Annotated in this window: 20 protein-coding genes; 11 read left to right on the top strand and 9 right to left on the bottom strand. The window is 61.0% G+C overall.

The window, feature by feature from the left end; translation table 11 throughout:
* Positions 1 to 4: 4 nt before the first annotated feature.
* Positions 5 to 934 carry an amidohydrolase family protein gene (locus M5G18_RS08565; RefSeq protein WP_007952852.1) on the bottom strand — a complete coding sequence of 310 codons (930 nt, stop codon included), beginning with the start codon at positions 932 to 934 and terminating at the stop codon, positions 5 to 7.
* A 379-nt stretch (positions 935 to 1,313) separates the two neighbouring features.
* Positions 1,314 to 2,237, bottom strand: a complete 924-nt coding sequence (locus M5G18_RS08560; RefSeq protein WP_273897519.1) for a LysR substrate-binding domain-containing protein — start codon at positions 2,235 to 2,237, stop codon at positions 1,314 to 1,316.
* A gap of 118 nt (positions 2,238 to 2,355) precedes the next feature.
* Here M5G18_RS08560 and M5G18_RS08555 point away from each other — a divergent pair, with 118 nt between their 5' ends.
* The 6 genes from M5G18_RS08555 to M5G18_RS08530 all read left to right on the top strand — a co-directional run bounded on the left by M5G18_RS08555 (position 2,356) and on the right by M5G18_RS08530 (position 9,451).
* A complete protein-coding gene (locus M5G18_RS08555; RefSeq protein WP_085602752.1) occupies positions 2,356 to 2,820 on the top strand; it encodes a (2Fe-2S)-binding protein in 465 nt (154 codons plus the stop codon).
* Positions 2,820 to 5,027, top strand: a complete 2,208-nt coding sequence (locus tag M5G18_RS08550) for a xanthine dehydrogenase family protein molybdopterin-binding subunit (RefSeq protein WP_273897518.1) — start codon at positions 2,820 to 2,822, stop codon at positions 5,025 to 5,027. The genes M5G18_RS08555 and M5G18_RS08550 overlap by 1 nt, the downstream gene beginning before the upstream one ends.
* Before the next feature lie 6 nt (positions 5,028 to 5,033).
* The gene (locus tag M5G18_RS08545; protein WP_273897517.1) at positions 5,034 to 5,924 is read left to right on the top strand and encodes a LysR family transcriptional regulator; all 891 of its coding nucleotides are present in this window, start codon (positions 5,034 to 5,036) and stop codon (positions 5,922 to 5,924) included.
* 77 nt (positions 5,925 to 6,001) lie between these two features.
* Positions 6,002 to 7,492, top strand: a complete 1,491-nt coding sequence (locus M5G18_RS08540; RefSeq protein ID WP_273897516.1) for a helix-turn-helix transcriptional regulator — start codon at positions 6,002 to 6,004, stop codon at positions 7,490 to 7,492.
* A gap of 179 nt (positions 7,493 to 7,671) precedes the next feature.
* Positions 7,672 to 7,914: a DUF1652 domain-containing protein gene (locus M5G18_RS08535; RefSeq protein WP_207983134.1), complete on the top strand. Its 243-nt coding sequence runs from the start codon at positions 7,672 to 7,674 to the stop codon at positions 7,912 to 7,914.
* 940 nt (positions 7,915 to 8,854) lie between these two features.
* The gene (locus M5G18_RS08530; RefSeq protein ID WP_273897515.1) at positions 8,855 to 9,451 is read left to right on the top strand and encodes a trimeric intracellular cation channel family protein; all 597 of its coding nucleotides are present in this window, start codon (positions 8,855 to 8,857) and stop codon (positions 9,449 to 9,451) included.
* Between the two features lie 45 nt (positions 9,452 to 9,496).
* Here the strand turns inward: M5G18_RS08530 and M5G18_RS08525 are convergent, their stop codons facing one another.
* The 5 genes from M5G18_RS08525 to M5G18_RS08505 all read right to left on the bottom strand — a co-directional run bounded on the left by M5G18_RS08525 (position 9,497) and on the right by M5G18_RS08505 (position 13,821).
* The gene (locus M5G18_RS08525; RefSeq protein WP_085687598.1) at positions 9,497 to 10,264 is read right to left on the bottom strand and encodes an SDR family oxidoreductase; all 768 of its coding nucleotides are present in this window, start codon (positions 10,262 to 10,264) and stop codon (positions 9,497 to 9,499) included.
* A gap of 38 nt (positions 10,265 to 10,302) precedes the next feature.
* Positions 10,303 to 11,370: a phosphotransferase family protein gene (locus M5G18_RS08520; protein ID WP_273897514.1), complete on the bottom strand. Its 1,068-nt coding sequence runs from the start codon at positions 11,368 to 11,370 to the stop codon at positions 10,303 to 10,305.
* Positions 11,371 to 11,586: 216 nt separating this feature from the next.
* Positions 11,587 to 12,555: a 2-hydroxyacid dehydrogenase gene (locus M5G18_RS08515; RefSeq protein WP_273897513.1), complete on the bottom strand. Its 969-nt coding sequence runs from the start codon at positions 12,553 to 12,555 to the stop codon at positions 11,587 to 11,589.
* Between the two features lie 138 nt (positions 12,556 to 12,693).
* Positions 12,694 to 13,218: a cysteine hydrolase family protein gene (locus M5G18_RS08510; RefSeq protein ID WP_273897512.1), complete on the bottom strand. Its 525-nt coding sequence runs from the start codon at positions 13,216 to 13,218 to the stop codon at positions 12,694 to 12,696.
* A gap of 219 nt (positions 13,219 to 13,437) precedes the next feature.
* Positions 13,438 to 13,821, bottom strand: a complete 384-nt coding sequence (locus M5G18_RS08505) for a tautomerase family protein (RefSeq protein WP_273897511.1) — start codon at positions 13,819 to 13,821, stop codon at positions 13,438 to 13,440.
* Between the two features lie 273 nt (positions 13,822 to 14,094).
* Here M5G18_RS08505 and M5G18_RS08500 point away from each other — a divergent pair, with 273 nt between their 5' ends.
* From M5G18_RS08500 to M5G18_RS08490, 3 genes are all read left to right on the top strand, one after another.
* A complete protein-coding gene (locus tag M5G18_RS08500) occupies positions 14,095 to 14,289 on the top strand; it encodes a hypothetical protein (protein WP_007958836.1) in 195 nt (64 codons plus the stop codon).
* A gap of 48 nt (positions 14,290 to 14,337) precedes the next feature.
* Positions 14,338 to 14,508 (top strand): hypothetical protein, encoded by a 171-nt coding sequence (locus tag M5G18_RS08495; protein ID WP_007958834.1) that lies wholly within the window; start codon positions 14,338 to 14,340, stop codon positions 14,506 to 14,508.
* Positions 14,509 to 14,763: 255 nt separating this feature from the next.
* A complete protein-coding gene (locus tag M5G18_RS08490) occupies positions 14,764 to 16,044 on the top strand; it encodes an HAAAP family serine/threonine permease (protein ID WP_039767145.1) in 1,281 nt (426 codons plus the stop codon).
* Between the two features lie 162 nt (positions 16,045 to 16,206).
* On the opposite strand, the gene acnB is transcribed toward M5G18_RS08490, so the two are convergent.
* Complete coding sequence (acnB, locus tag M5G18_RS08485; protein WP_262161199.1) at positions 16,207 to 18,816, bottom strand: bifunctional aconitate hydratase 2/2-methylisocitrate dehydratase; 2,610 nt, start codon at positions 18,814 to 18,816, stop codon at positions 16,207 to 16,209.
* Between the two features lie 469 nt (positions 18,817 to 19,285).
* Between acnB and M5G18_RS08480 the strand changes: the two genes are divergently transcribed.
* Positions 19,286 to 19,756 (top strand): DUF1289 domain-containing protein, encoded by a 471-nt coding sequence (locus tag M5G18_RS08480; protein ID WP_273897510.1) that lies wholly within the window; start codon positions 19,286 to 19,288, stop codon positions 19,754 to 19,756.
* Positions 19,757 to 19,802: 46 nt separating this feature from the next.
* Here M5G18_RS08480 and M5G18_RS08475 read toward each other — a convergent pair whose 3' ends face one another.
* Positions 19,803 to 20,666: a universal stress protein gene (locus M5G18_RS08475; protein ID WP_007958823.1), complete on the bottom strand. Its 864-nt coding sequence runs from the start codon at positions 20,664 to 20,666 to the stop codon at positions 19,803 to 19,805.
* A 159-nt stretch (positions 20,667 to 20,825) separates the two neighbouring features.
* Here M5G18_RS08475 and M5G18_RS08470 point away from each other — a divergent pair, with 159 nt between their 5' ends.
* Complete coding sequence (locus tag M5G18_RS08470; protein WP_085602796.1) at positions 20,826 to 21,434, top strand: MiaE family protein; 609 nt, start codon at positions 20,826 to 20,828, stop codon at positions 21,432 to 21,434.
* The last annotated feature ends 55 nt before the right edge of the window (positions 21,435 to 21,489 follow it).

The following is a 21,489-nucleotide window of genomic DNA, read 5'->3' as shown; positions in this document are numbered from 1 at the left end:
CGGCTCAGCTCCTGGCCAGTTGGGTGGTGACGGGGCGCTTGAGTTGCGCCTCTGCTTCGGAAACGGAACGCGGCGGCGGGGACGGCTCGAGGCCGATCATCCGTGCGGTGTTGTTGCCCAGGTAGTCTTCGAGGGTGTCCTCGTCGAGGTTCAGGCCCTGCGGCGGCTCGTGGCAGAGCACTTCGAGCAGGCGCAGCCACATGCCCGGTTCGTTCGGCGGGGTGTCGGTGCCGAACAGGATCTTGTGGGTCGGCAGGACCTTGGCGAATTCGACGATCCGCGATTGCAGGCACCAGCCGGACTCGCAGTAGACGTTGGGCAGCTCCATCGCCCACTGCATCGGTTCGAACACGTAGACGCCACCGGTCTGCACGCCGAAGTGGGCCATGATGAAGTCGACGTTGGGGAATTCCTTGATCATCGGCACCCATTCCGACGGGATGCTGTAAGGCCCGTCGCCGGTGTGCAGCTTGACCGGAATGCCCAGCTCGGCGCATTTCTCGAAGGCCGGACGGACCCAGTCCAGCGCACGGTCAGGACGGTAGGCGTGCATGTTGGCCTGCATCTGCACCATCTTGAAACCGTGCTCTTTCACGTAACGCTCGATCGCCTCGACGCCGTTTTCCACGCCGCAGCGCGGGTTGTAGACGAAGCAGCCAATGAAACGGTCCGGGTAGGTCTGGACCATTTTCAGGGTGTAGGCCATGTAGGCGTCGATGGATTCGCGGCCCGACAGTTCGCCGTCGGTCCAGGTGTAGATGGTGTTGCCCTGCGGCGGCTGGATGAAGGCTTTGTCGATGCGGCGAGGCTTGCCGTTGACCATGTACGGGCCATCCATCATCTCCAGCAGACGCTCGCCGGTGAACGGGTCACCGTCATGCCTCCAGGCGAGGTCCACGAGATCCGTGGGATAGCAGCTGATATCGATGATCATTGAAGTCGATCTCCTGATAGCGGGGAAGGGAGCCTTGCGGCTCACAGCATCCACGTCCCGGGCAATCGGCCGTTTCTATGCGCAGCACTCGCGCATTCCCTCGCCTGTTCGCATCCGGCCCGGGTGGGTGGTTGCTTGAGGCGAGTATTGGAAGGCGGGGGAGGGTTCGTACAATATTAATTGGGTGGGGTGGTGATATGTGTTCGATATGGACTCAGGATCAAGAGCGTTGCCCTCACCCTAGCCCTCTCCCGGAGGGAGAGGGGACTGACCGAGGTGTCTTTCGGTTTACATCGACCTGAAAGATCGGGTCGATTATGGATTCAGTAAAGCAGATTCAGGTCGGCGGACTTCTTGAGCATTCCCCGATCGGTCCCCTCTACCTCTGGGAGAGGGCTAGGGTGAGGGCAGCATTCTCAAGCGTACTCAGAGCCAACTGTTTGATGATCTCAACCACCGGCCCCACCCGCTCCGCCTGCCCATGCGGCCACACCGCATACAGGTTGTAATGGGCCGCAATCTGCGCCTCGTTCAACGCCACCAGCCGCCCGCTGCGCAACGCATCGGCAGCCAGCAATCCACGCACCAATCCCGCGCCGACACCCGCTTCAGCCGCCGCAATCAGATTCGCCGCATTATCAAAAATCACCTGCGCCGGCGGTTCGGTCGGTGTCATCCCCGCCGCATCCAGCCATGGAATCCACGACCGCCGCGTGTACCCCAACAACGGCAACTCAAGAATCTGCGCCGGGCTCAACGGCACCTGCAAACCATGCCGCTCCAGCAACGCCGGGGACGCCACCGCCAACACCCGATCCCCACAAATCTGGGTCATCTCGCAATCATCCCAATCGCCATAGCCATAGCGCAGCGACAGGTCCACCCGTTCGAACGTGCTGCGGTCACTGCGCGGCATCGACAGGATTGTCACTTCGTAATCTGGCAAGCCATCGAGCAGTTGTGGCAGACGCGGATTGAGCCAGCTCTGCGCCAGCTCGCTGTCCACATCCAGGGTCAGACGCTGGGCCACGCTGCGGTTTTTTACCGAGGACAACGCCCGGTCAATCTGCGCCAGACCATCCGACAGCACGCTGGCAAACAGCTGCCCGGCATCGGTCAGGTTGCTGCCGCCGCCTTCGCGCACGAACAGCGGCTGGCCGATGAAGTCTTCCAGGGCGCGGATCTGCTGGCTGATCGCGCTGTGGGTCAGGTCGAGCTTGCGCGCGGCGCTGGAGAAACTACCGCTGCGCGCTGCGTGGATGAACGCGCTCATGGACTGCACCGACGGGTATCGCTTGTACATGTTGTTAGTCCTGCTTACACCGGTTGGCAGAAATCGTCGCTGGCCGCGCGTTGCCGGGGGTTCCAATAATCGGTCACCAGGCCCGCACAAAGACGGGCCGCTCTTTTGGAGCCTGACAATGATTGCATTCACGGTTAACGGCGAACGACGCGAGCTGGATGAGGCGTCCCCCTCCATGCCCTTGTTATGGGTATTGCGTGATCAGTTGAAACTCACCGGCACCAAGTTCGGTTGCGGCATGGGCCTGTGCGGTGCCTGCACCGTGCACCTGAACGGCGTCGCGGTGCGTTCCTGCCAGTTGCCGCTGGCCGCCGTCGCGGGCCACAGCATCACCACCATCGAGGGCCTGTCGCCCAGCGAAAACCATCCGCTGCAACTGGCCTGGGTGGCCGAAGATGTGCCGCAATGCGGCTACTGTCAATCCGGGCAGATCATGTCCGCCGCCGCGCTGCTCAACACCGGCGCACCGGTCAACGACGATTCGATCCGCAACGCGATGTCCGGGAATATCTGCCGCTGCGGCACTTACGGGCGCATCAACAAAGCGATCAAACGTGCGGCGAATGCGCCGAAGGAGGCGTGATGAGCCTTATCGACGGCACCCTTCAAGAACCCTCGCGCCGGGTGTTTCTCAAGCAGGCGGTGACGGTGGCGTCCGGTCTGGCGATTGCGCTGTATCTGCCTTCCGGGGCGGCGGCGACTGAAGCGAAAACCACAGCCGCTGAATTCGAACCCAACGCCTGGGTGCGCGTGCTGCCCGACGGCACGGTGAAACTGGTGGTGCACAAACACGATTCCGGCACCGGAACCCAGACCGCGCTGGCCGCATGTGTGGCCGAGGAACTGGACGTCAACCCGATGACCGTGCAGGTCATCACCCCGGAGGACCCGTTCTTCGAAACCTACATTCATCCGGTCTGGAAAGTCTTCTCCACCGGCGGCAGCACCAGCGTTTCACTGGAATACGACCGCCTGCGCATGGCCGGAGCCACGGCTCGGGCGCTGCTGATCAGTGCGGCGGCGCAACAGTGGAAAGTCAGCCCCGACAGCTGCGCCACCGAAGAAGGCCGGGTCGTGCATGCGTCGAGCAAACGCAGCCTCGGCTACGGCGAACTGGCCGGCGCGGCGGCGCATCTGCCGGCCCCGGCCAACGTCACGCTGAAGGATCCGGCGCAGTTCAAGTACATCGGCAAGTTGCGCCACAAACGCGATGCGGCGGCCAAGGTTTGCGGGCGTTTCAAGTACAGCATCGACGTGCAGTTGCCGGGGATGCTGGTGGCAGTAATCCAGCGTGCGCCGGTGGTGGGTGCGAAGGTTGTGGCGGTGGATTCGGCGGCCGCGTTGCAGGTGCCAGGCGTGCGCAAGGTGATCGCGATTCCCGGTCGGCCGGACGTGCTCGGCGGCAACCTCGAAGGTGTTGCGGTGCTGGCCGAAACCTTCTGGGCCGCGCAGCAGGGACGCAAGCTGCTGGAGATCAAATGGAGCGACTCGCCGCTGGCCGGTTTCGACAGCGCCGAGCTGAGCAAGGCGCAGATCGCAGCGATCAGCGACCCGGCAACGCAAACCGTCAAAGCCATGGCCCAGGGCGATGTCGCCGGGCAATGGCCAGGTGCGGCAAAGCTGCTCGAAGCCGATTACACCATGCCCTACAAGGTGCAAAATCCGCTGGAGCCGATTTGCATCACCGCGCAGGTCAAGGACAAGGCGATCACCTACTGGGGCGGTGTGCAGGTGCCGTCCTCGGCGCTGGAAGCAGCGCAGACCGTGTGTGGCATCGGCAAGGACAAAGTCACCATTCATGAGCTTGTGTCCGGTGGCAGCTTCGGTGCGCGGGAAGCCAAATACTGGTTGTTCGAAGTGGCGTATCTGGCGCAGAAGACTGGCGTGCCGGTGAAACTGCTCAACAGCCGCGAAGACGAAATGCACGCGCTGTTCAATCACCCGGCCACGCTGCATCGGGTAAAAGGTGCACTGGATGCCCAGGGCAAACTCACGGCGTTGCAACTGCATGCGGTGTCACCAGCCTCGCCGGAACAGTGGGAACCAGGATATTTCGAGCGTCCGGACCACATGGACTACAGCACCACCGAAGCGATCACCGCGTGGGACTTTGCCTACCGTCCGCCGCACCTGGAGCTGAACTGGGTCAAGCACGAAAGCAACGTGCCCAGCGGTTGGTATCGCTCGGTGAGCTTCATTCCCAACGTGTTCGCCGTCGAAAGCTTCATGGATGAACTGGCCCATGCGGCCGGTGAAGATCCGCTGGCTTTCCGGCTGGCCAACATGCAGGAGCGGCCACGACATGTGGCGGTGTTGAAGCAGGCCGCCGAACGCGCCGGCTGGGGCCAGAAACTGCCACCGGACACTGCGCTGGGGATCGCCACTAATCAGGGTTACACCAGTTTCATCGCCGTGGTGGCGCGGGTCGCGAAGGTGGACGGCAAGGCCCGGGTCGAGAAGCTGACCTGTGTGGTCGACTGCGGTCTGGCGGTGTCGCCCGGTGGAGTCGAGGAGCAAATTTACGGCGGTTTGATGTGGGGCCTCGGCCACGCGTTGTTTGACCGTCTCGACATCCAGCAGGGCCGGGTGGTGCAGAGCAATTTCCACGACTATCGCGTCACGCGCATGTCCGACATGCCGCCGGTGGACATCCTCGTACTCGACGGCCAGCCGGACAAACCGGGCGGCGTGGGAGAGCTGGGCAGCCCGTCGGTGGTCCCGGCGATTGCCAATGCGCTGTTCAGCCTCACCGGAGTGCGTCAGCGTTCCACGCCACTGACCCTGGGGTAAGCCGCCATGGACCTGCGTTTGCTGCGGTACTTCATGGCGCTGGCCGATGAGCTGCACTTCGGCCGTGCCGCCGAACGGCTGCACATCTGCCAGCCGCCGCTGAGCCAGCAGATCCGTTTGCTGGAGGAAGAACTCGGCACGCCGCTGTTCGAGCGCAGCCATCATCGGGTCGAGCTGACAGCGGCGGGGCAGATGCTCAAGGAGCAGGCGCCGCTGGTGTTCGAACAACTCGAGCGGGCGCTGGACCTGACCCGCCAGACCGGGCGCGGGCAACTCGGCGAGCTGGAAATCGGCATGATCAGTTCGGTGATGGTCGGCGTGCTGCCCAAGGCGCTGCACCTGTTTCGCGAGCGCTATCCGCAGGTGACCTGGCGTCTGCATGAGATGACCCCGGCGGCCCAGGTCAAGGCGTTGAAGGAAAAACGCATCGACGCCTGCGTGTTCCGCGTCGGTTATGACGACCCGCAATTGCGCAATGAATTGCTGATCCATGAGCCGATCCATGTGGTGATGCCGCAGGATCACCCGCTGGCGCGGCGCGAGGTGCTGGCGCCGGCTGATCTGGCGCAGGAGCCGTTTGTGGCGCTGGAATTGAAGCAGTCGCGGTTCGCCAATTTTCTCTATCAGTGCTGCATTCAGGCCGGGTTCACCCCGCAGATCCGCCAGCAGGTGATCGAGGTGCAGACCTTGCTCAGTCTGGTTCGCGCCGGGTTTGGCGTGGCCTTGCTGCCGGCCTCCATCGAACAACTGGCTCCCGCCGGACTGGTATTCCGGCGCCTGACCCCGGCGCTGCCGCAAGTGCCGCTGTACGCGACGTATCGGGCGGACGATGCCTCGCCAGTGCTCAAGCTGTTTCTCGATACGCTGCGCGAGCTGGTCGATCACGGCTCTCGGTAATCGGGGACAAAGTTGCCCGGCACGATCACAACGGCCTGCGGTCGTAAACTTCACATGCGCGAACTTGTGGAGAACCAATGAGCCGGGACGTCCTGACCACCGAAACCAATCGCCGTCAGTTGCAGCAGATCATTGCCGGCCTGTCCGACGGGGTGATTCTGCTGGAGCTCGACCAGACGATTCTCTGGGCCAACGAAGCCGCGCTGGCGATGCATGGCGTCAGCCGGATCGGCGAGCTGGGCAACAACGCCGGAGAATACGTCGAGCGATTCAATCTGCGTTATCGCAACAATCACACCCTGACGCTGGAGCAGTACCCGATCAGCCGCGTGGCGGCCGGCGAAACCTTCAGTGACGTGCTGGTTGAAGTCACTCCGAACAGTGACGAGGAACGCACTTGGGTGCACAGCGTGCGCAGCATGGTGTTGACCGATCGCGACGGCGACATCGAGTCGCTGGTGCTGATCATGAGCGACGTCACCGATTGGGCCAACGCCGAGCAGCGCTTCGAAAAAACCTTTAATGCCAACCCGGCGCCGGCAGTGATCTGCCGCCTCAGCGATCTGCGTTACATCAAGGTCAATCCGGGGTTTCTGGAAATGACCGGCTACACCCGCGATCAGGTGATCGGCGCCTCGACCTATGAGCTGGATATTCTCGAACAGGCCGAGCGCAAGGATCTGGCGATCCAGCGCCTGCGCGATGTTGCGACGATTCCGCAGATGCAGGCTGAATTGCGTCTGCCGGACGGTGGCAGTAAGCAGGTGATCGTGGCGGGGCAGCCGCTGGTACTCAATGACGAGGACTGCATGCTGTTTTCGTTTGTGGACATGGAGCTGCGGCACAAGGCTGAAGTTGCGTTGCGCCAGAGTGAGGAACGGTTCGCCAAGGCCTTTCGCCTGACGCCGGTGCCGATCCTGATTTGCAGCGCCGACGAGCAGCGGCTGATCGACGTCAATCAGGCGTTTCTCGATACCCTGGCGTACGAGAGCGACGAGGTGCTCGGCAAGACCGTCGCGCAACTGGATTTCATCGATGAACCGGCGGAACGCGCCCGTTTGCTGGCGGCGCTGGAGAAGACCGGTCGCGTTGACCGCGTCGATATGCGGATTCGCAGGAAAGACGCCGAGTTGCTGGAGTGCGCGGTGTCTGCCGACACCGTCAACATTCAGGACGCCGTTTGCTATCTGCTGGTGCTGATGGACATCACCGAGCGCAAGCGCACCGAGCTTGAGCTGGTGGCGGCGATTGAAGAGGTGATGAAGGATGCTTCGTGGTTCAGCCGGACGTTGATCGAAAAGCTTGCCAATGTGAAGAAGGTCAACTCGCCGCAGCTGCCGAGTGTGTCGTTCACTGATCTGACTGCTCGCGAGCGTGATGTGCTGGGGCTGATTTGTGAGGGGCTGGCGGACAAGGAGATTGCTGCGCGGCTGAAGCTGGCGCCGAACACGGTGCGCAACCATGTGGCGACGGTGTATTCGAAGCTGGATGTGCACAGTCGCAGTGAGGCGATTGTCTGGGCTCGGGAGCGTGGGTTGTTTTCGGGGGGCGGTCGGGGGCAGCGGTAAGGTGCAAATGCACTAGTTCATGGGGTGCAAATTCGGGTGTTTGATCGGGCGGGGTGTTCTTAGTCTGGTGAGGTGCGATGCATTTTTTTGGTGATCGTGTCTTTTTGGAACCTGCTAATGGATCAGCCCTTTATGAATGTGTTGTCGGTTGTTGAGTCTGGTTGTGTGGAGCTGGCGCGATGATTTATCTGGCGCAGTTGCGGGCTCGGCTTGAGCGTAGTTTTTCGCCGTTGGCTTGTGAGTGTGTGGTGGATGGGGATCACTCCCTTACTGTGAAGCTGTATGAGCCGGTTTCGGGGCGGGTGGATTTGGTGATTAGTGGGTTGAGCCTTGGTGCCTTGCGTACTCCGGAAGCGGTGGATGCCTTGATTGATGAATTGCGGTATGAGCTTCAGAGTAATTCTTTGCGGTCGCCGGGGTGAATATCCGGTTTTTCGGGTGCTGCGGCTGGCGGTTTCGCCCTTACGGCGAGTCACTTTTGGCAAACGCCCCAAAAGTAACCAAAAGGTCTCTAACCCTGACGTACGGCCCCTCGCTGAGGCTCGGGGTTCCTTCGCTCCGGGATTGATCCGGGGGCATCGCCTACGGTTTGCTTCGCTGCACCTCCTCTCGATGCATGCGGCTGCGCCGCACGGTCGCTGCGCTCCCTCCCCCGGATCAATCCCTCCACTCAGCCTGCCGACGGGCCCTGCGATCAAAAGCGGTACTCGAGCTAACGCTCATCGTGTTGAGTGGTGAGGAGCGGGTGGTGAGGAGTGAGGAGTGAGGGGCTTAAGGCCGACTTGTGTGCTCTTCAAAACCTGAGTTCAACTCGGTATTTCACGTCGGCGTAACTCTCCCAAACACCTCGATCGGCCCCCTCTCCCTCCGGGAGAGGGCTGGGGTGAGGGCCGGCTCTTGAGGGTGCCCGCGATTTGTCGGAACCCACGATCCAATCAACAATCCCACCCCAAAATCGACAGCCAATTCCCCCCAATCCCACCATATCACTGGCACTCACCCCCCACTGGTCTATAAGGAATGAGTGGTTCGGTTTCCATAACCGGGCGTTGTCCTGCTCGGCGACGGGAGTTTTCTTCCATTCATCGCGGGTCATCCTATGAACAATCCTGGGAAACGCGTGTGTTCTTCGTTGTTGTCGGCTCTCGGTCTGGTGTTGCTCAGTGGCTGTGCCAGTCCTCCACCCCCTCCGCCGGCAGCACCGCCTCCGCCTCCTGAGCGGACTTGTCAGGTCATGGAAAATACCGAGGTCGCCGGTGATGCCTATGCCGACGGGCAAGTGACCCGACACATCACCAAGACCCGTTGCGTCACTCAATAAGCCGGGCGCCTGTGAAGGCGCGGGTCGAGTGGATTGTGTTGGTGGCCGATCTGGTCGGCACGGCGGTGTTTGCGGTTGAAGGCGCGATTGCGGCGATGCGCAGTCAGCTTGATCTGCTCGGGGTGATGGTGATTGCGTTCATCGTTGCGCTCGGTGGCGGGGTGACGCGTGATCTGTTGATCGGTGCGACGCCGCCCAAGGCTGTGGCTGACTGGCGCTATCCGGCTCTGGCGTTTGCCATGGGCGGGATGGCGTTTGTTTTTCATGAGCGGGTGCTGGGCTGGTCCGGTTCGACGCTGATCGTGCTGGACGCGGCGGGGTTGGCGTTGTTTGCCGTGGCCGGGGCGCAGAAGGCGTTGAATTTCGGGATCTCGCCGTTTGTGTCCATGTTGATGGGCACGATTACCGGGGTCGGTGGCGGGGTGCTGCGTGACATCGTGCTGGCGCGGGTGCCGGTGGTGTTGCAGGCGGATTTGTATGCCAGTTCGGCGTTTGTCGGGGCGGCGGTGTTGATTGTCGGGCGCAGGCTCGGTGTGCCGCCGGTGGCGGCTGCGTTGCTGGCCGGGGCGGCGTGTTTGTTGTTGCGGTTGTTGTCGGTGCATTTTGGCTGGCAGTTGCCGAAGGTTCTGGAGGCATGAAAAAGGCAGCCCGTGGGCTGCCTTTTCTTTTGCATCAGCGGCGGATCAGGACAGGAAACCGCCGTCCACGTTCAGCGATACGCCAGTGGTGTAGCTCGAAGCGTCGCTTGCCAGGTACAGCACGGCGCCGGCCATTTCGCTTGGGTCGGCTACGCGTTTGAGCGGGATCTGCGTCAGGGCCTGTTTCAGGATCGCGTCGTTTTTCACCAGCGCCGAGGCGAATTTGGTGTCGGTCAGGCCTGGCAGCAGGGCGTTGCAGCGGATGCCGAATTGCGCGCATTCCTTGGCGAAGACTTTGGTCATGTTGATCACGGCGGCTTTGGTCACCGAGTAGATGCCCTGGAAGATCCCCGGCGAGATGCCGTTGATCGACGCCACGTTGATGATGCTGCCGCCGCCGTTTTCGCGCATCAGCTTGCCGGCTTCCACCGACATGAAGAAGTAGCCGCGGATGTTCACGTCGACGGTTTTCTGGAAGGCGCCGAGGTCGGTGTCCAGCACGTTGCAGAACTGCGGGTTGGTCGCGGCGTTGTTGACCAGGATGTCCAGGCGCCCGAACTGTTCCTTGATCCCGGCGAAGACCTGGCTGATCTGTTCCATTTCGCCGATGTGGCAGGCGACCGCTGTGGCCTTGCCGCCGGCGGCGATGATGGCGTCGGCCACGTGTTGGCAGCCTTCGAGTTTGCGGCTCGAAACGATGACGTGGGCGCCTTGCTGGGCCAGCAGTTTGGCGATGGCCTCACCGATGCCGCGGCTGGCGCCGGAGACGAAAGCGATCTTGCCGTCGAGGTCGAACAACTGAGTCTTGGACATGGGATTCCCTTGTAGTAAGCCTTGTTATAACGCCGTCATCAGAGGCTGGATTTGGCAATGACCTGCAGGCTCATCTGCTCCAGCAGTTTGTTCATGTGAATGAACTGCGCGAAGCGTTTGTCCTGGGTCTGGCCATGGAAGAAGCGGTAGTAGATCTGCTGCACGATGCCGGCCAGGCGGAACAGGCCGTAGGTGTAGTAGAAGTCGAAATTGTCGATCTGGATGCCCGAACGTTCGGCGTAGTAGTCGACGAATTCGCGGCGGGTCAGCATGCCCGGGGCGTGGCTTGGCTGGCGGCGCATCAGTTGCACCGGTGCCGGGTCGTCGGCCTGAATCCAGTAGGCGAGGGTGTTGCCCAGGTCCATCAGCGGATCGCCGAGGGTGGTCAGTTCCCAGTCGAGCACGCCGATGATCTGCATCGGGTTGTTCGGGTCGAGGATGACGTTGTCGAAGCGGTAGTCGTTGTGGACGATGCTGGAGGTCGGGTGATCGGCCGGCATCTTGTCGTTGAGCCAGGCTTTGACCTGTTCCCAGTGTGGTGCGTCCGGGGTCAGGGCTTTTTCGTAGCGTTCGCTCCAGCCTTTGATCTGGCGGGCGACGTAGCCTTCAGGCTTGCCCAGATCGCCGAGGCCGCAGGCGTTGTAATCGACCCGGTGCAGCTCGACGAAACGGTCGATGAAGCTCTTGCACAGGGCTTCGGTTTTGGCCGAATCCAGGCCCAGTTCCGGCGGCAAGTCAGAGCGCAGGATGATCCCGTTGACCCGTTCCATCACGTAGAACTCGGCGCCGATCACCGATTCGTCGGTGCAATGCACGTAGGCTTTCGGGCAATACGGGAAGCCATCGCGCAACTGGTTGAGGATGCGGAATTCGCGGCCCATGTCGTGGGCGGACTTGGCCTTGTGGCCGAACGGCGGACGGCGCAGGACGAATTCCTGGTCCGGGTATTCCAGCAGGTAGGTCAGGTTCGACGCGCCGCCGGGAAACTGGCTGATCTGCGGCGTGCCGGTCAGGCCCGGAATGTGCGCCTTGAGGTACGGATCGATCAGGCTGGCATCGAGTTCTTCGCCAGAGCGGATACGGGTGGACTGGTCAGTAAGCGCCATGCTTATCCCTTCTGCTTATTTTGGAGGCCAGACATCATTGGCTAATCTAATGGCGCGCTCGGGTCGTCACAAGCGCGGCTCGGTCTTATAGGTTAGCGTGTTGGACGGTAATCAACTTTGGGAATGGGCGTGGCGTGCCGCAGCCAACGCCGCCACGTTTGGCCTGATTTCGGCAGACGCCGAATCCCGGCGTCTGTGGACCTTGCTCGGCTTGCTTTAGTGCACGCGCTGGTTGTTCAGCTTCGGCGGCAGCTGGAGCGGCGTCAGTACCGGTTGCCCGGAGAAGAACGCCACAAGATTTTTGCCCACCAGCTCCACGGTGCCTTGTGTGGCTTCCGGTGACAGCCCGGCAACGTGAGGGGTCAGAAGCACGTTGCTGAGGTTTTTCAGTGCGTCGGGGACTTGCGGCTCGTGATCGAACACATCCAGCGCTGCGCCGGCGATTCGCCGCTGTTCCAGCGCACTGATCAGGTCGGCGGTGGCGATCACGCTGGCGCGGGCAATGTTGACGATAAAGCCGTTGGGCCCCAAAGCATCGAGCACCGGACGGGTCACCAGATGCTGGCTGCCGATGCCGCCGGGCGTGGCGATTACCAGAAAGTCCGAGGCCCGGGCCAGCTCGGTCGGGGTCGAGCAGAAGGCGTAGGGCACGTCACTGCGCACCTGACGGTTGTGGTAGCTGATTTCCATGTCGAAGCCCAAGCCTGCGCGTTTGGCGATTGCCATGCCGACTGCACCCAATCCGAGAATCCCCAGACGTTTTCCGGCCAGCGACGGGCGCATGATCTTCGGCCACTCGCCCCGACGCACGGCGGCATCGCAGCGCGGAATGTCACGCACCAGCGCCAGTAGCATCGCCATGGTGTGGTCGGCCACCGACGAAGCGTTGACGCCGGCGCCGTTGGTCACGGTCAGGCCACGGTCGCTGGCAGCTTGCAGGTCGACCTGCTCGTAACCGGCGCCGATCACGCAGATGATTTTCAGCGCGGGCAAGGCCGCGATTTCTTCAGCATATAAACCCAGCGGGCCACGAGTCAGCACCGCGTCGATCCGCGCCCCGTGGGTGGCGATGGCTTGCGCGCGCTCGGCAGGGGTCGGCGCGAGAATCAGGTGAAAACCCTGACGTTCGAGGATCGGCAAATAGTCATTGATGGTTTCAACCAGTACCAGAACGGTGGCGGGCATTGCTCGGCTCCTGTGATCGTCGGTCTTCGGGCGCAAAAGTCGGTTCAGAGTGCTGATTCCAGAGCGGTTTGGCAATGGCTGGCGCGGCCCCGCATCAGGCAGTGTAGGAGCTGATGCGGGGAGCGCGCGGGTGCTTCGTCAGAAGGTGACGTCGGCAGTGTTGATCAACCGCGCGAACGCCGCGCCGAGGGTTGCGTTGTGGTGTTCGATGATGGCCTGCGCCGGCAGTGCAGGGGTGTCCATACAAGTGTGGGCATCCGCCACCAGCAGCGGCTTGAATCCCAGGTCGGCGGCAGCGCGGCAAGTGCTGTCGATGCAGAACTGGGTTTTCATGCCGACGATGTACAGGTCTTCGACTTTCGCGGCGTTGAGTTGCCGAGCAAGTTCTGTGCCGTGAAAGGCATTGGGGCGGGATTTTTCGAAGAGGGTGGCGTTTGCGGCGTCCAGCTCAAGCTCTGGCAACAGTTGCCAGAACGCACTGCCGGCGGCAATTGGTGACCCTTGCGGGCCGGTGTGACGGACGGCAACGATCGGCACTTGTCGCTGGCGTGCCCGGGCGATCAAGTGCTGGATGTTGGCGAGTATGCGTTCGCCGTCGTGGGGCTTTTCCTGACCCTGGAACAGGCCGACCTGCATATCGATGATCAACAGTGCTGCGGACATGGCGTTTCTCCTTGAGTACCAAAAGTGCCGCACGGACGGGAGAAACAACAAGGCCCCGTCCATTGCTGGCGGGGCCCTGGGTTTGCTGCGCTGGTTTTACCTCACGCACAAACACCACGACCCGCCGGTGGCGGTCGTGGTGGTACGGGTGAGGAGCAGCGGGCAAAGGTTCATGGGGCCGATCATGCTGGTGGCGCCCGCGACCTGTCAATCGTCGAATCAGGTCACGTACTGGGCGATGCCATTGCCGAATGACCAGTTCTCTTTTTTCACTTCCACCAGATTGATGAACACATCCTCCTGACGCACGGCCAGTTGCTGGTTCAGGTTGCGCGCGATGGTCTGGAACAGCCGTTGTTTCATTTCCACGGTGCGGCCTTCGCTGATGGTCAGCTGGATGAACACGATGCCGTCGCTGCGCTGGATCCCCAGATATTGCGGGTCATAGACGAAGTGCTGGTCGTCGTGCTCGGTCAGCACCTGGAAATTGTCGTGTTCCGGCACATTGATCTCGCTGCGCAGGGCGGCGTAGATCACTTCGCCAATGCGTTTGGCGAACGTCGGGTCCGGGTTTTTCTTGATGTCGACGCGGACGAGGGGCATGGGATGGCTCCACAGGCGAGGGGACTGGACGGGGATGTCAGTCAATTCGCCATTGGGTATAGCCGAAAAATGCCAGACGGTGAGGTTGTTTAAAAGCGGTAGGAAATGGACGCACCGTCCTGCGGTATTTACGGATGTTGCCTACGAGTGCTGCCGGATTCATCCGCTATACGGCGGGGTGAGAAGCGCGGAATTATAGAGAGCAGGACGGGATGCGTTCTTCATGACGAAGCAGTAATCCGGACGGAAATTGCCATCAGCCAAGGAAGGCCAATGCTTCAGAACAACCGCGAAAACCTGGAACTCGACAGGCTGCATAACGAAACGCGAAAACTGATAGCTGAGCGGCAGAAGCTTATGGCGGAACAGAAGAAGCTGAAGTGGGAGACGTATTTTTATCCGGTTGCGGTGGTGGCCGGCGTGTTGACGGCAAGCGCGGCATTGGCAGGCGTCTTTTTCAAGTTTTGAGCGTTCGTTTTCGCAATCTTCAGACACATGACCCAAAAGGAAATCAACATGAGCACCTATGACGCCAAAGCCAGAATGGAACAACTGGAACGGGAACACGATGAGTGGGCCGAAAAAATACGTATCAAAGACAGGAAAGAAATGCGCCCGATCTGGGGGTTGATGGGTCTGGGCATCTTTTGCATGTTCCTCGGCTTCATATTGGCCCGATCGATCTGATCGGGCTTTCCCATGGCTTATTCGGCGCCGGTACATGCCATAAAGCGACATATGGCGTATCTGGCGCCGACAGTATTTTTCCCAAAAGCGACAAGCCTTCGATCTGCTCCGTACAACCATTCCTCAGCTAAGTCTTTGCTTCTGCTCATTTATCGCGGAGAATCGCGCCCCTGTTTCGGCCGGAGCATGTCTGTCGGTTTTTTCCGACGCGTCCTGACCGAGTGGTAAGTGACCGGAATGCGGAGATCCGACCGGATGAATGATCAGGCCAATAGCGTCGAACAACGCTTTGAAGCGGCAGCACCAGCCGAACTGTCGAGCTGGAATCGCCATGACACTACCTGGATGTTGGGACTGTTTGGGACGGCCATCGGCGCCGGCACCCTGTTTTTGCCGATCAACGCAGGTCTGGGTGGCTTCTGGCCGCTGGTGATCCTCGCGCTGCTGGCCTTCCCGATGACGTTCTACGCACACCGCGGTCTGACCCGCTTCGTGCTTTCCGGTCGCGAAGGTGCCGACATCACTGACGTGGTGGAACAGCATTTCGGCATCAAGGCCGGCGCGCTGATCACCCTGCTGTACTTCTTCGCGATCTTCCCGATCCTGCTGATCTACAGCGTTGGCCTGACCAACACGGTCGCCAGTTTCCTCGAACACCAACTGCACATCACGCCGCCACCGCGCGCGCTGCTGTCGTTCGTGCTGATCCTCGGCCTGCTGGCCGTGGTGCGCTGCGGCGAGCAAGTGATCGTCAAGGCCATGAGCCTGATGGTGTATCCGTTCATCGTTGCGCTGCTGTTCCTGGCGGTGTACCTGATTCCGCACTGGAACGGCGGCATCCTGACCACCGCTTCGCAGGTGCCGGCACCGTCGGCGCTGCTGCACACGCTGTGGCTGGCGATTCCGGTGATGGTGTTCTCGTTCAACCACTCGCCGATCATCTCGGCGTTTGCGGTGGATCAGAAGCGTCGTTACGGCGTTCACGCGGATGAGCGCAGTTCGCAGATCCTGTCCCGCGCGCACCTGCTGATGGTGGTGATGGTGCTGTTCTTCGTGTTCAGCTGCGTACTGACCCTGTCGCCGGAGCAACTGGCGGAAGCCAAGGCGCAGAACCTGTCGATCCTGTCGTACCTGGCCAACCACTTCAGCAACCCGACCATCGCGTTCGCGGCGCCGCTGATTGCGTTCGTGGCGATCTCCAAATCGTTCCTCGGCCACTACATCGGTGCCAGCGAAGGCCTGAAGGGCTTGATCGTCAAGAGCGGCAAGCGTCCGGGTGCCAAGGCTCTGGACCGCATCGTGGCGGCGTTCATGCTGGTAGTGTGCTGGATCGTGGCGACCCTGAACCCGAGCATCCTCGGCATGATCGAAACGATCGGTGGCCCGGTCATCGCGGCGATCCTGTTCCTGATGCCGATGTACGCGATCCGCAAAGTGCCGGCGATGGCCCGTTATCGTGGGCAGATGTCGAACGTGTTTGTCACCGCAGTGGGTCTGGTGGCGATTTCGGCGTTGATCTACTCGCTGACGGCTTGAGGTTCAACACAGGATCCCGTTTGATCTTGTGAAACAGAAAGGCCGATCTGCCTCGCAGGTCGGCCTTTTTTGTGCCTGTATGGTTTGTGATTGATCGTTCAGCAGGCATAAAAAAACGCCGCACATCTCGCGATGGGCGGCGTTTTTCATTGCGTTGCAGCGTTAGGCTTGAACGACAGGGATCTTGGCGTTCGCAGCAGCTTCACGGAACTCGGCAATCTGGTCGAAGGACAGGTAGCGGTACACGTCGGCCGCCATGCTGTCGATCTTGCCAGCGTATTCCATGTACTCCTCGACGGTCGGCAGGCGACCCAGGATCGAAGCAACGGACGCCAGCTCGGCCGAAGCCAGGTAGACGTTCGCGCCGTCGCCCAGACGGTTCGGGAAGTTACGGGTCGAAGTCGACACCACGGTGCTGTTCGGTTCAACGCGTGCCTGGTTACCCATGCACAGCGAGCAGCCTGGCATTTCCATGCGGGCGCCGGCCTTGCCGTAGATGCCGTAGTAGCCTTCTTCGGTCAGCTGGTGAGCGTCCATCTTGGTCGGCGGCGACAGCCACAGACGGGTTGGCAGCTGACCCTTGACCTGATCCAGCAGCTTACCGGCAGCGCGGAAGTGACCGATGTTGGTCATGCACGAACCGATGAACACTTCGTCGATCTTCTCGCCAGCAACGCTGGACAGCAGACGGGCGTCGTCCGGGTCGTTCGGCGCGCACAGTACAGGCTCGCTGATGTCGGCCAGATCGATTTCGATGACTTCGGCGTATTCGGCGTCGGCATCGGCTTCCATCAGCTCAGGGTTGGCGATCCAGGCTTCCATCGCTTGGGCACGACGCTCCAGGGTACGCGCATCGCCGTAGCCTTCGCCGATCATCCAGCGCAGCAGGGTGACGTTGGACTGCAGGTACTCGGTGATCGACTCTTTCGACAGCTTGATGGTGCAACCGGCAGCCGAACGTTCGGCCGAGGCGTCGGACAGTTCGAACGCCTGTTCCAGGGTCAGACCTTCCAGGCCTTCGATTTCCAGGATGCGGCCGGAGAAGGCGTTTTTCTTGCCTTTCTTCTCGACGGTCAGCAGACCGTTCTGGATGGCGAAGTAAGGAATGGCATGAACCAGGTCACGCAGGGTGATGCCAGGTTTCATTTTGCCTTTGAAGCGCACCAGGATCGATTCCGGCATGTCCAGCGGCATGACGCCGGTGGCAGCGGCGAACGCGACCAGACCGGAACCGGCCGGGAACGAGATGCCCATCGGGAAACGGGTGTGCGAGTCACCACCGGTACCGACGGTGTCCGGCAGCAGCATGCGGTTCAGCCACGAGTGGATGATGCCGTCGCCCGGACGCAGGGAAACACCGCCGCGGGTCATGATGAAGTCAGGCAGGGTGTGGTGGGTGGTCACGTCGATCGGCTTTGGATAAGCCGCGGTGTGGCAGAAGGACTGCATCACCAGATCAGCGGAGAAGCCCAGGCACGCCAGGTCTTTCAGTTCGTCACGGGTCATTGGACCGGTGGTGTCCTGAGAGCCTACGGTGGTCATCTTCGGTTCGCAGTAGGTGCCAGGACGAACGCCTTTGCCTTCTGCCAGACCGCAAGCCTTGCCGACCATTTTCTGCGCCAGGGTGAAGCCCTTGGTGCTTTCAGCCGGAGCTTCCGGCTTCTTGAACAGGTCGAACGCTGGCAGACCCAGTTCGGCGCGAGCCTTCTCGGTCAGGCCACGGCCGATGATCAGCGGGATACGGCCGCCGGCGCGGACTTCGTCCAGCAGGACCGGGGTCTTCATTTCGAAGGTGGTGATGACTTCGTCGGTACCGTGCTTGCAGACCTTGCCTGCGTGCGGGTACAGGTCGATCACGTCGCCCATGTTCATGTTCGATACGTCGAACTCGATTGGCAGTGCGCCAGCATCTTCCATGGTGTTGTAGAAGATCGGAGCGATTTTGCTGCCGAAGCAGAAACCGCCGGCGCGCTTGTTCGGCACGTAAGGGATGTCGTCGCCGAAGAACCACAGCACCGAGTTGGTCGCCGATTTACGCGAGGAACCGGTACCGACCACGTCACCGACGTAGGCGATAGGGAAGCCCTGGCCGCGCATTTCTTCGATCTGCTTCATCGGGCCGGTCTTGCCTTGCTCGTCCGGAACGATGCCGTCACGGGCCATTTTCAGCATGGCCAGGGCGTGCAGCGGGATGTCAGGACGCGACCAGGCGTCTGGCGCAGGGGACAGGTCGTCGGTGTTGGTTTCGCCGGTGACCTTGAAGACGCGCAGGCTGATCTTGTCGGCCAGCACAGGGCGCTTCTTGAACCACTCGCCGTCAGCCCAGGATTGCAGCACGGCCTTGGCGTGAACGTTGCCGTTCTTGGCTTTTTCAGCCACGTCGTGGAAGGCATCGAACATCAGCAGGGTGTGCTTGAGTTCTTCGGCGGCCACTGGCGCCAGCTCGGCGTCGTCCAGCAGTTCAACCAGGGTCACGATGTTGTAGCCGCCCTGCATGGTGCCGAGCAGTTCTACAGCGCGTTTCTTGTCCAGCAGAGGGGAGGAGACTTCGCCCTTGGCCAGTGCGGAGAGGAAACCGGCCTTGACGTAGGCGGCTTCGTCCACTCCTGGTGGTACGCGATTGGTGATCAGGTCAACGAGGAAAGCTTCTTCGCCAGCCGGAGGATTCTTCAGCAGCTCGACCAGGCCTGCAGTTTGTTCGGCGTTAAGCGGCTGGGGAACGATACCCAGGGCTGCACGCTCTTCGATATGTTTGCGGTAGGCTTCAAGCACAGTTATTACCCTCATCAGTGGTCCCAAATGGGTGTCCGGGACGCTCATCCCGAAATTGCCGTACTCATGCTCCTCACGACGTTGTGGGTCGTTCGGCCAGAATTACCGGCAATTCCTTACAGAAGCTGCTTTCAAAGTTTTACGCCTGCAGAACGGGGAGCTGATGAGGGTTGGCGTTTGGCTTTTCCCCGCTGGAAAAACCTTACGCCAACACCGCTCTGAAGGAACGACTGTGCTCGTGACGCTTTGAAAACAGCTTCTAACGGACATTGGCGCCTAAAAAGGCTGGCTGATTCTACGGCAAAAAAAATTTAAAGGTAAGTCGCGCTCTATTGGACTTTGGTTGCGTTGTGCACGGGTGGGGCAAACCTTGATCCAGCGCTTGTCCCTGACGTTTGAGGGGTGATGAATGGCGGACAAAGGGCTAACATGCCGACCTGTTCCGCGTTTCAAGTGTTTTGCCCATTCTATGCCCAATCAGACCATCAAGACCCCCTGCGTCGGCCTCTGTTCCACCGTTTACGGTGATCTGGTGTGCCGTGGCTGCAAGCGTTTCCACCACGAAGTGATCCACTGGAACGGTTACAACGAGGAGGAAAAGCGCGCGGTCTGGCTGCGTCTGGAGCAATTGCTGTCACAAGTGATGGCGAGCAAGGTCGAGGTCTTCGATCCGGCGCGGCTGCGCCTGCAGCTGGAGCAGCGCAAGATCCGCTTCGTGCCGCATCAGTCGCAATATTGCTGGGCTTATCAGCTGATCGCCCGGGGCGCGCGGGTGATCATTAATCTGGAAGCCTACGGGATGGTGCTGCTGCCTGAGTTTCGCGACTGGAACCTGCCGGAACTGCGCGATGCCATTGATCGGGAATTTTTCCTGCTGTCGGAAGCGCACTATCAGCGCTACATCGCGCCCGGTTTCCTCAAGGATGCGCTGGGCGAGTGAGCGTTACCTGTGGCGAGGACGCTCGCCACAGGGTGACCCGCAATGCTTAGTGTTTCACCGCCAGCTCTACCAGATGATCCTCGACCTCCTGCGGTTTGAGCACCAGCACATCACTCTCCAGCTGATCCAGCACCTGTTCAGCCGTATTGCCGATCAACGCGCCCGATACCCCGCTGCGCGCCACCGTGCCAATCACCGTCACCGCCGCCTGCAGCTTGTGCGCCATGAACGGAATCAGCACATCCGCCGGACCTTCCTCGACGTGCAGGTGAGCGTCATCGATGTCGAATTCAGCCTGAAACGCCCGGCATTGCTCGCGATAGCGCGCCTCGATGGTTTCCTTGAGCTGGAAGGTCGGGTCGGCCGCCGACAGCATCGGCGACGGATGAGCGGTAATCACATGTAGATGCCCCTTGGCCAGGCTGGCGATGTCGAAGCCATGGTCGATGATCGTGGTGTGCAGATGACGGTGTTCGCCATCGGCATTGCCCACGTCGACCGCCGCCAGAATCACCTTGTCCTTCCACGAACCGGCGGTTTTCACCAGCAGCACCGGAGTAGGGCAGTGGCGCAGCAGTTTCCAGTCCGCCGGGGTCAGCAGGGCCTTTTTCAGCGAGCTGTCGGGGAAGTGCTGCTTGATCACCAGCCCGCAGCCTTCGGCCTGCTGCACGTCGATGATGGTTTCGTGCAGGCTCTCGTTCCACGCCTGCTCGGTGGTGACGCTGTAGCCGTCCGCCAAAAGCGCGGCCTTGAGCACGCTGAGCATGCCGGCGTGATCGTGCTTCTTGTCGCAGACCAGCAGGTGCAGATGGGCCTGGGTCACCCCGGCGATCAGCTTGGCGCGCTTGAGCGCCAGGCTTTCCGCGTGTTCGGGTTCGATGACCACCAGAATGCTGCGAATGGCTTGCATGAGTGAGTCTCCAGCAATGAAAAGGCACGGCGTTGCACAACTATAGTTGCTGCGCATCCGTCTGCGACTTGATGCATATCAACGCGCGCGGCTGGTGGTCTGCGGGCAGGCCGGTATAATCGGCGCCCTTCGCTCGAACACCTTTTGACCGTGAGCCCCATGATCCTTCCCGAAATCCACGAATTCCTTGGTTGCCGCACGCCTGACGCCTGGGTTGAAGCCGCGCTGGCCGATCAGGAAACCCTGCTGATCGACCACAAGAACTGCGAGTTCAAGGCCGCCAGCACCGCGTTGAGCCTGATCGCCAAGTACCATTCCCACGTCGATCTGATCAACATGATGTCGCGTCTGGCCCGGGAAGAACTGGTGCACCACGAGCAGGTGATGCGCATCATGAAGCGGCGCAAGATCGAACTGCGCCAGCTGCATGCCGGCCGTTATGCCTCGAGCCTGCGCAAAGTGGTGCGCAGTCACGAGCCGGTGAAACTGGTCGACACTCTGGTGGTCGGCGCCTTCATCGAAGCGCGCAGTTGCGAGCGGTTCGAAGCGCTGGTGCCGCATCTGGACGAAGAACTCGGCAAGTTCTACTTCGGCCTGCTGAAAAGCGAGGCCCGGCATTTCCAGGGTTACCTGAAACTGGCCTACCAGTACGGCGACGCCAAGGACATCGCTCAGGTGATCGAGAGAGTCCGCGCCGCCGAGCAGGACCTGATCGAGTCGCCGGACGAAGAATTCCGTTTCCACAGCGGTGTACCCGTCGCGGCATGAATTGTTAAAAACTCTTAAGAGTATGAAACATCAACGAAAACCGGCCCCGGAGGCC

It is taken from the genome of Pseudomonas aphyarum (assembly GCF_028657055.1).
Taxonomy (GTDB): Bacteria; Pseudomonadota; Gammaproteobacteria; order Pseudomonadales; family Pseudomonadaceae; genus Aquipseudomonas; species Aquipseudomonas aphyarum.
The sequence above is the reverse complement of the archived record's forward strand: the minus strand, read 5'-3'. Positions and strand labels throughout refer to the sequence as shown.

Coding starts and splice junctions, on each gene's coding strand:
- M5G18_RS08565 (WP_007952852.1), bottom strand. CDS start 934: ATGATCATCGATATCAGCTGCTATCCCACGGATCTCGTGGACCTCGCC.
- M5G18_RS08560 (WP_273897519.1), bottom strand. CDS start 2,237: ATGTACAAGCGATACCCGTCGGTGCAGTCCATGAGCGCGTTCATCCAC.
- M5G18_RS08555 (WP_085602752.1), top strand. CDS start 2,356: ATGATTGCATTCACGGTTAACGGCGAACGACGCGAGCTGGATGAGGCG.
- M5G18_RS08550 (WP_273897518.1), top strand. CDS start 2,820: ATGAGCCTTATCGACGGCACCCTTCAAGAACCCTCGCGCCGGGTGTTT.
- M5G18_RS08545 (WP_273897517.1), top strand. CDS start 5,034: ATGGACCTGCGTTTGCTGCGGTACTTCATGGCGCTGGCCGATGAGCTG.
- M5G18_RS08540 (WP_273897516.1), top strand. CDS start 6,002: ATGAGCCGGGACGTCCTGACCACCGAAACCAATCGCCGTCAGTTGCAG.
- M5G18_RS08535 (WP_207983134.1), top strand. CDS start 7,672: ATGATTTATCTGGCGCAGTTGCGGGCTCGGCTTGAGCGTAGTTTTTCG.
- M5G18_RS08525 (WP_085687598.1), bottom strand. CDS start 10,264: ATGTCCAAGACTCAGTTGTTCGACCTCGACGGCAAGATCGCTTTCGTC.
- M5G18_RS08520 (WP_273897514.1), bottom strand. CDS start 11,370: ATGGCGCTTACTGACCAGTCCACCCGTATCCGCTCTGGCGAAGAACTC.
- M5G18_RS08515 (WP_273897513.1), bottom strand. CDS start 12,555: ATGCCCGCCACCGTTCTGGTACTGGTTGAAACCATCAATGACTATTTG.
- M5G18_RS08510 (WP_273897512.1), bottom strand. CDS start 13,218: ATGTCCGCAGCACTGTTGATCATCGATATGCAGGTCGGCCTGTTCCAG.
- M5G18_RS08505 (WP_273897511.1), bottom strand. CDS start 13,821: ATGCCCCTCGTCCGCGTCGACATCAAGAAAAACCCGGACCCGACGTTC.
- M5G18_RS08500 (WP_007958836.1), top strand. CDS start 14,095: ATGCTTCAGAACAACCGCGAAAACCTGGAACTCGACAGGCTGCATAAC.
- M5G18_RS08495 (WP_007958834.1), top strand. CDS start 14,338: ATGAGCACCTATGACGCCAAAGCCAGAATGGAACAACTGGAACGGGAA.
- M5G18_RS08490 (WP_039767145.1), top strand. CDS start 14,764: ATGAATGATCAGGCCAATAGCGTCGAACAACGCTTTGAAGCGGCAGCA.
- M5G18_RS08480 (WP_273897510.1), top strand. CDS start 19,286: ATGCCCAATCAGACCATCAAGACCCCCTGCGTCGGCCTCTGTTCCACC.
- M5G18_RS08475 (WP_007958823.1), bottom strand. CDS start 20,666: ATGCAAGCCATTCGCAGCATTCTGGTGGTCATCGAACCCGAACACGCG.
- M5G18_RS08470 (WP_085602796.1), top strand. CDS start 20,826: ATGATCCTTCCCGAAATCCACGAATTCCTTGGTTGCCGCACGCCTGAC.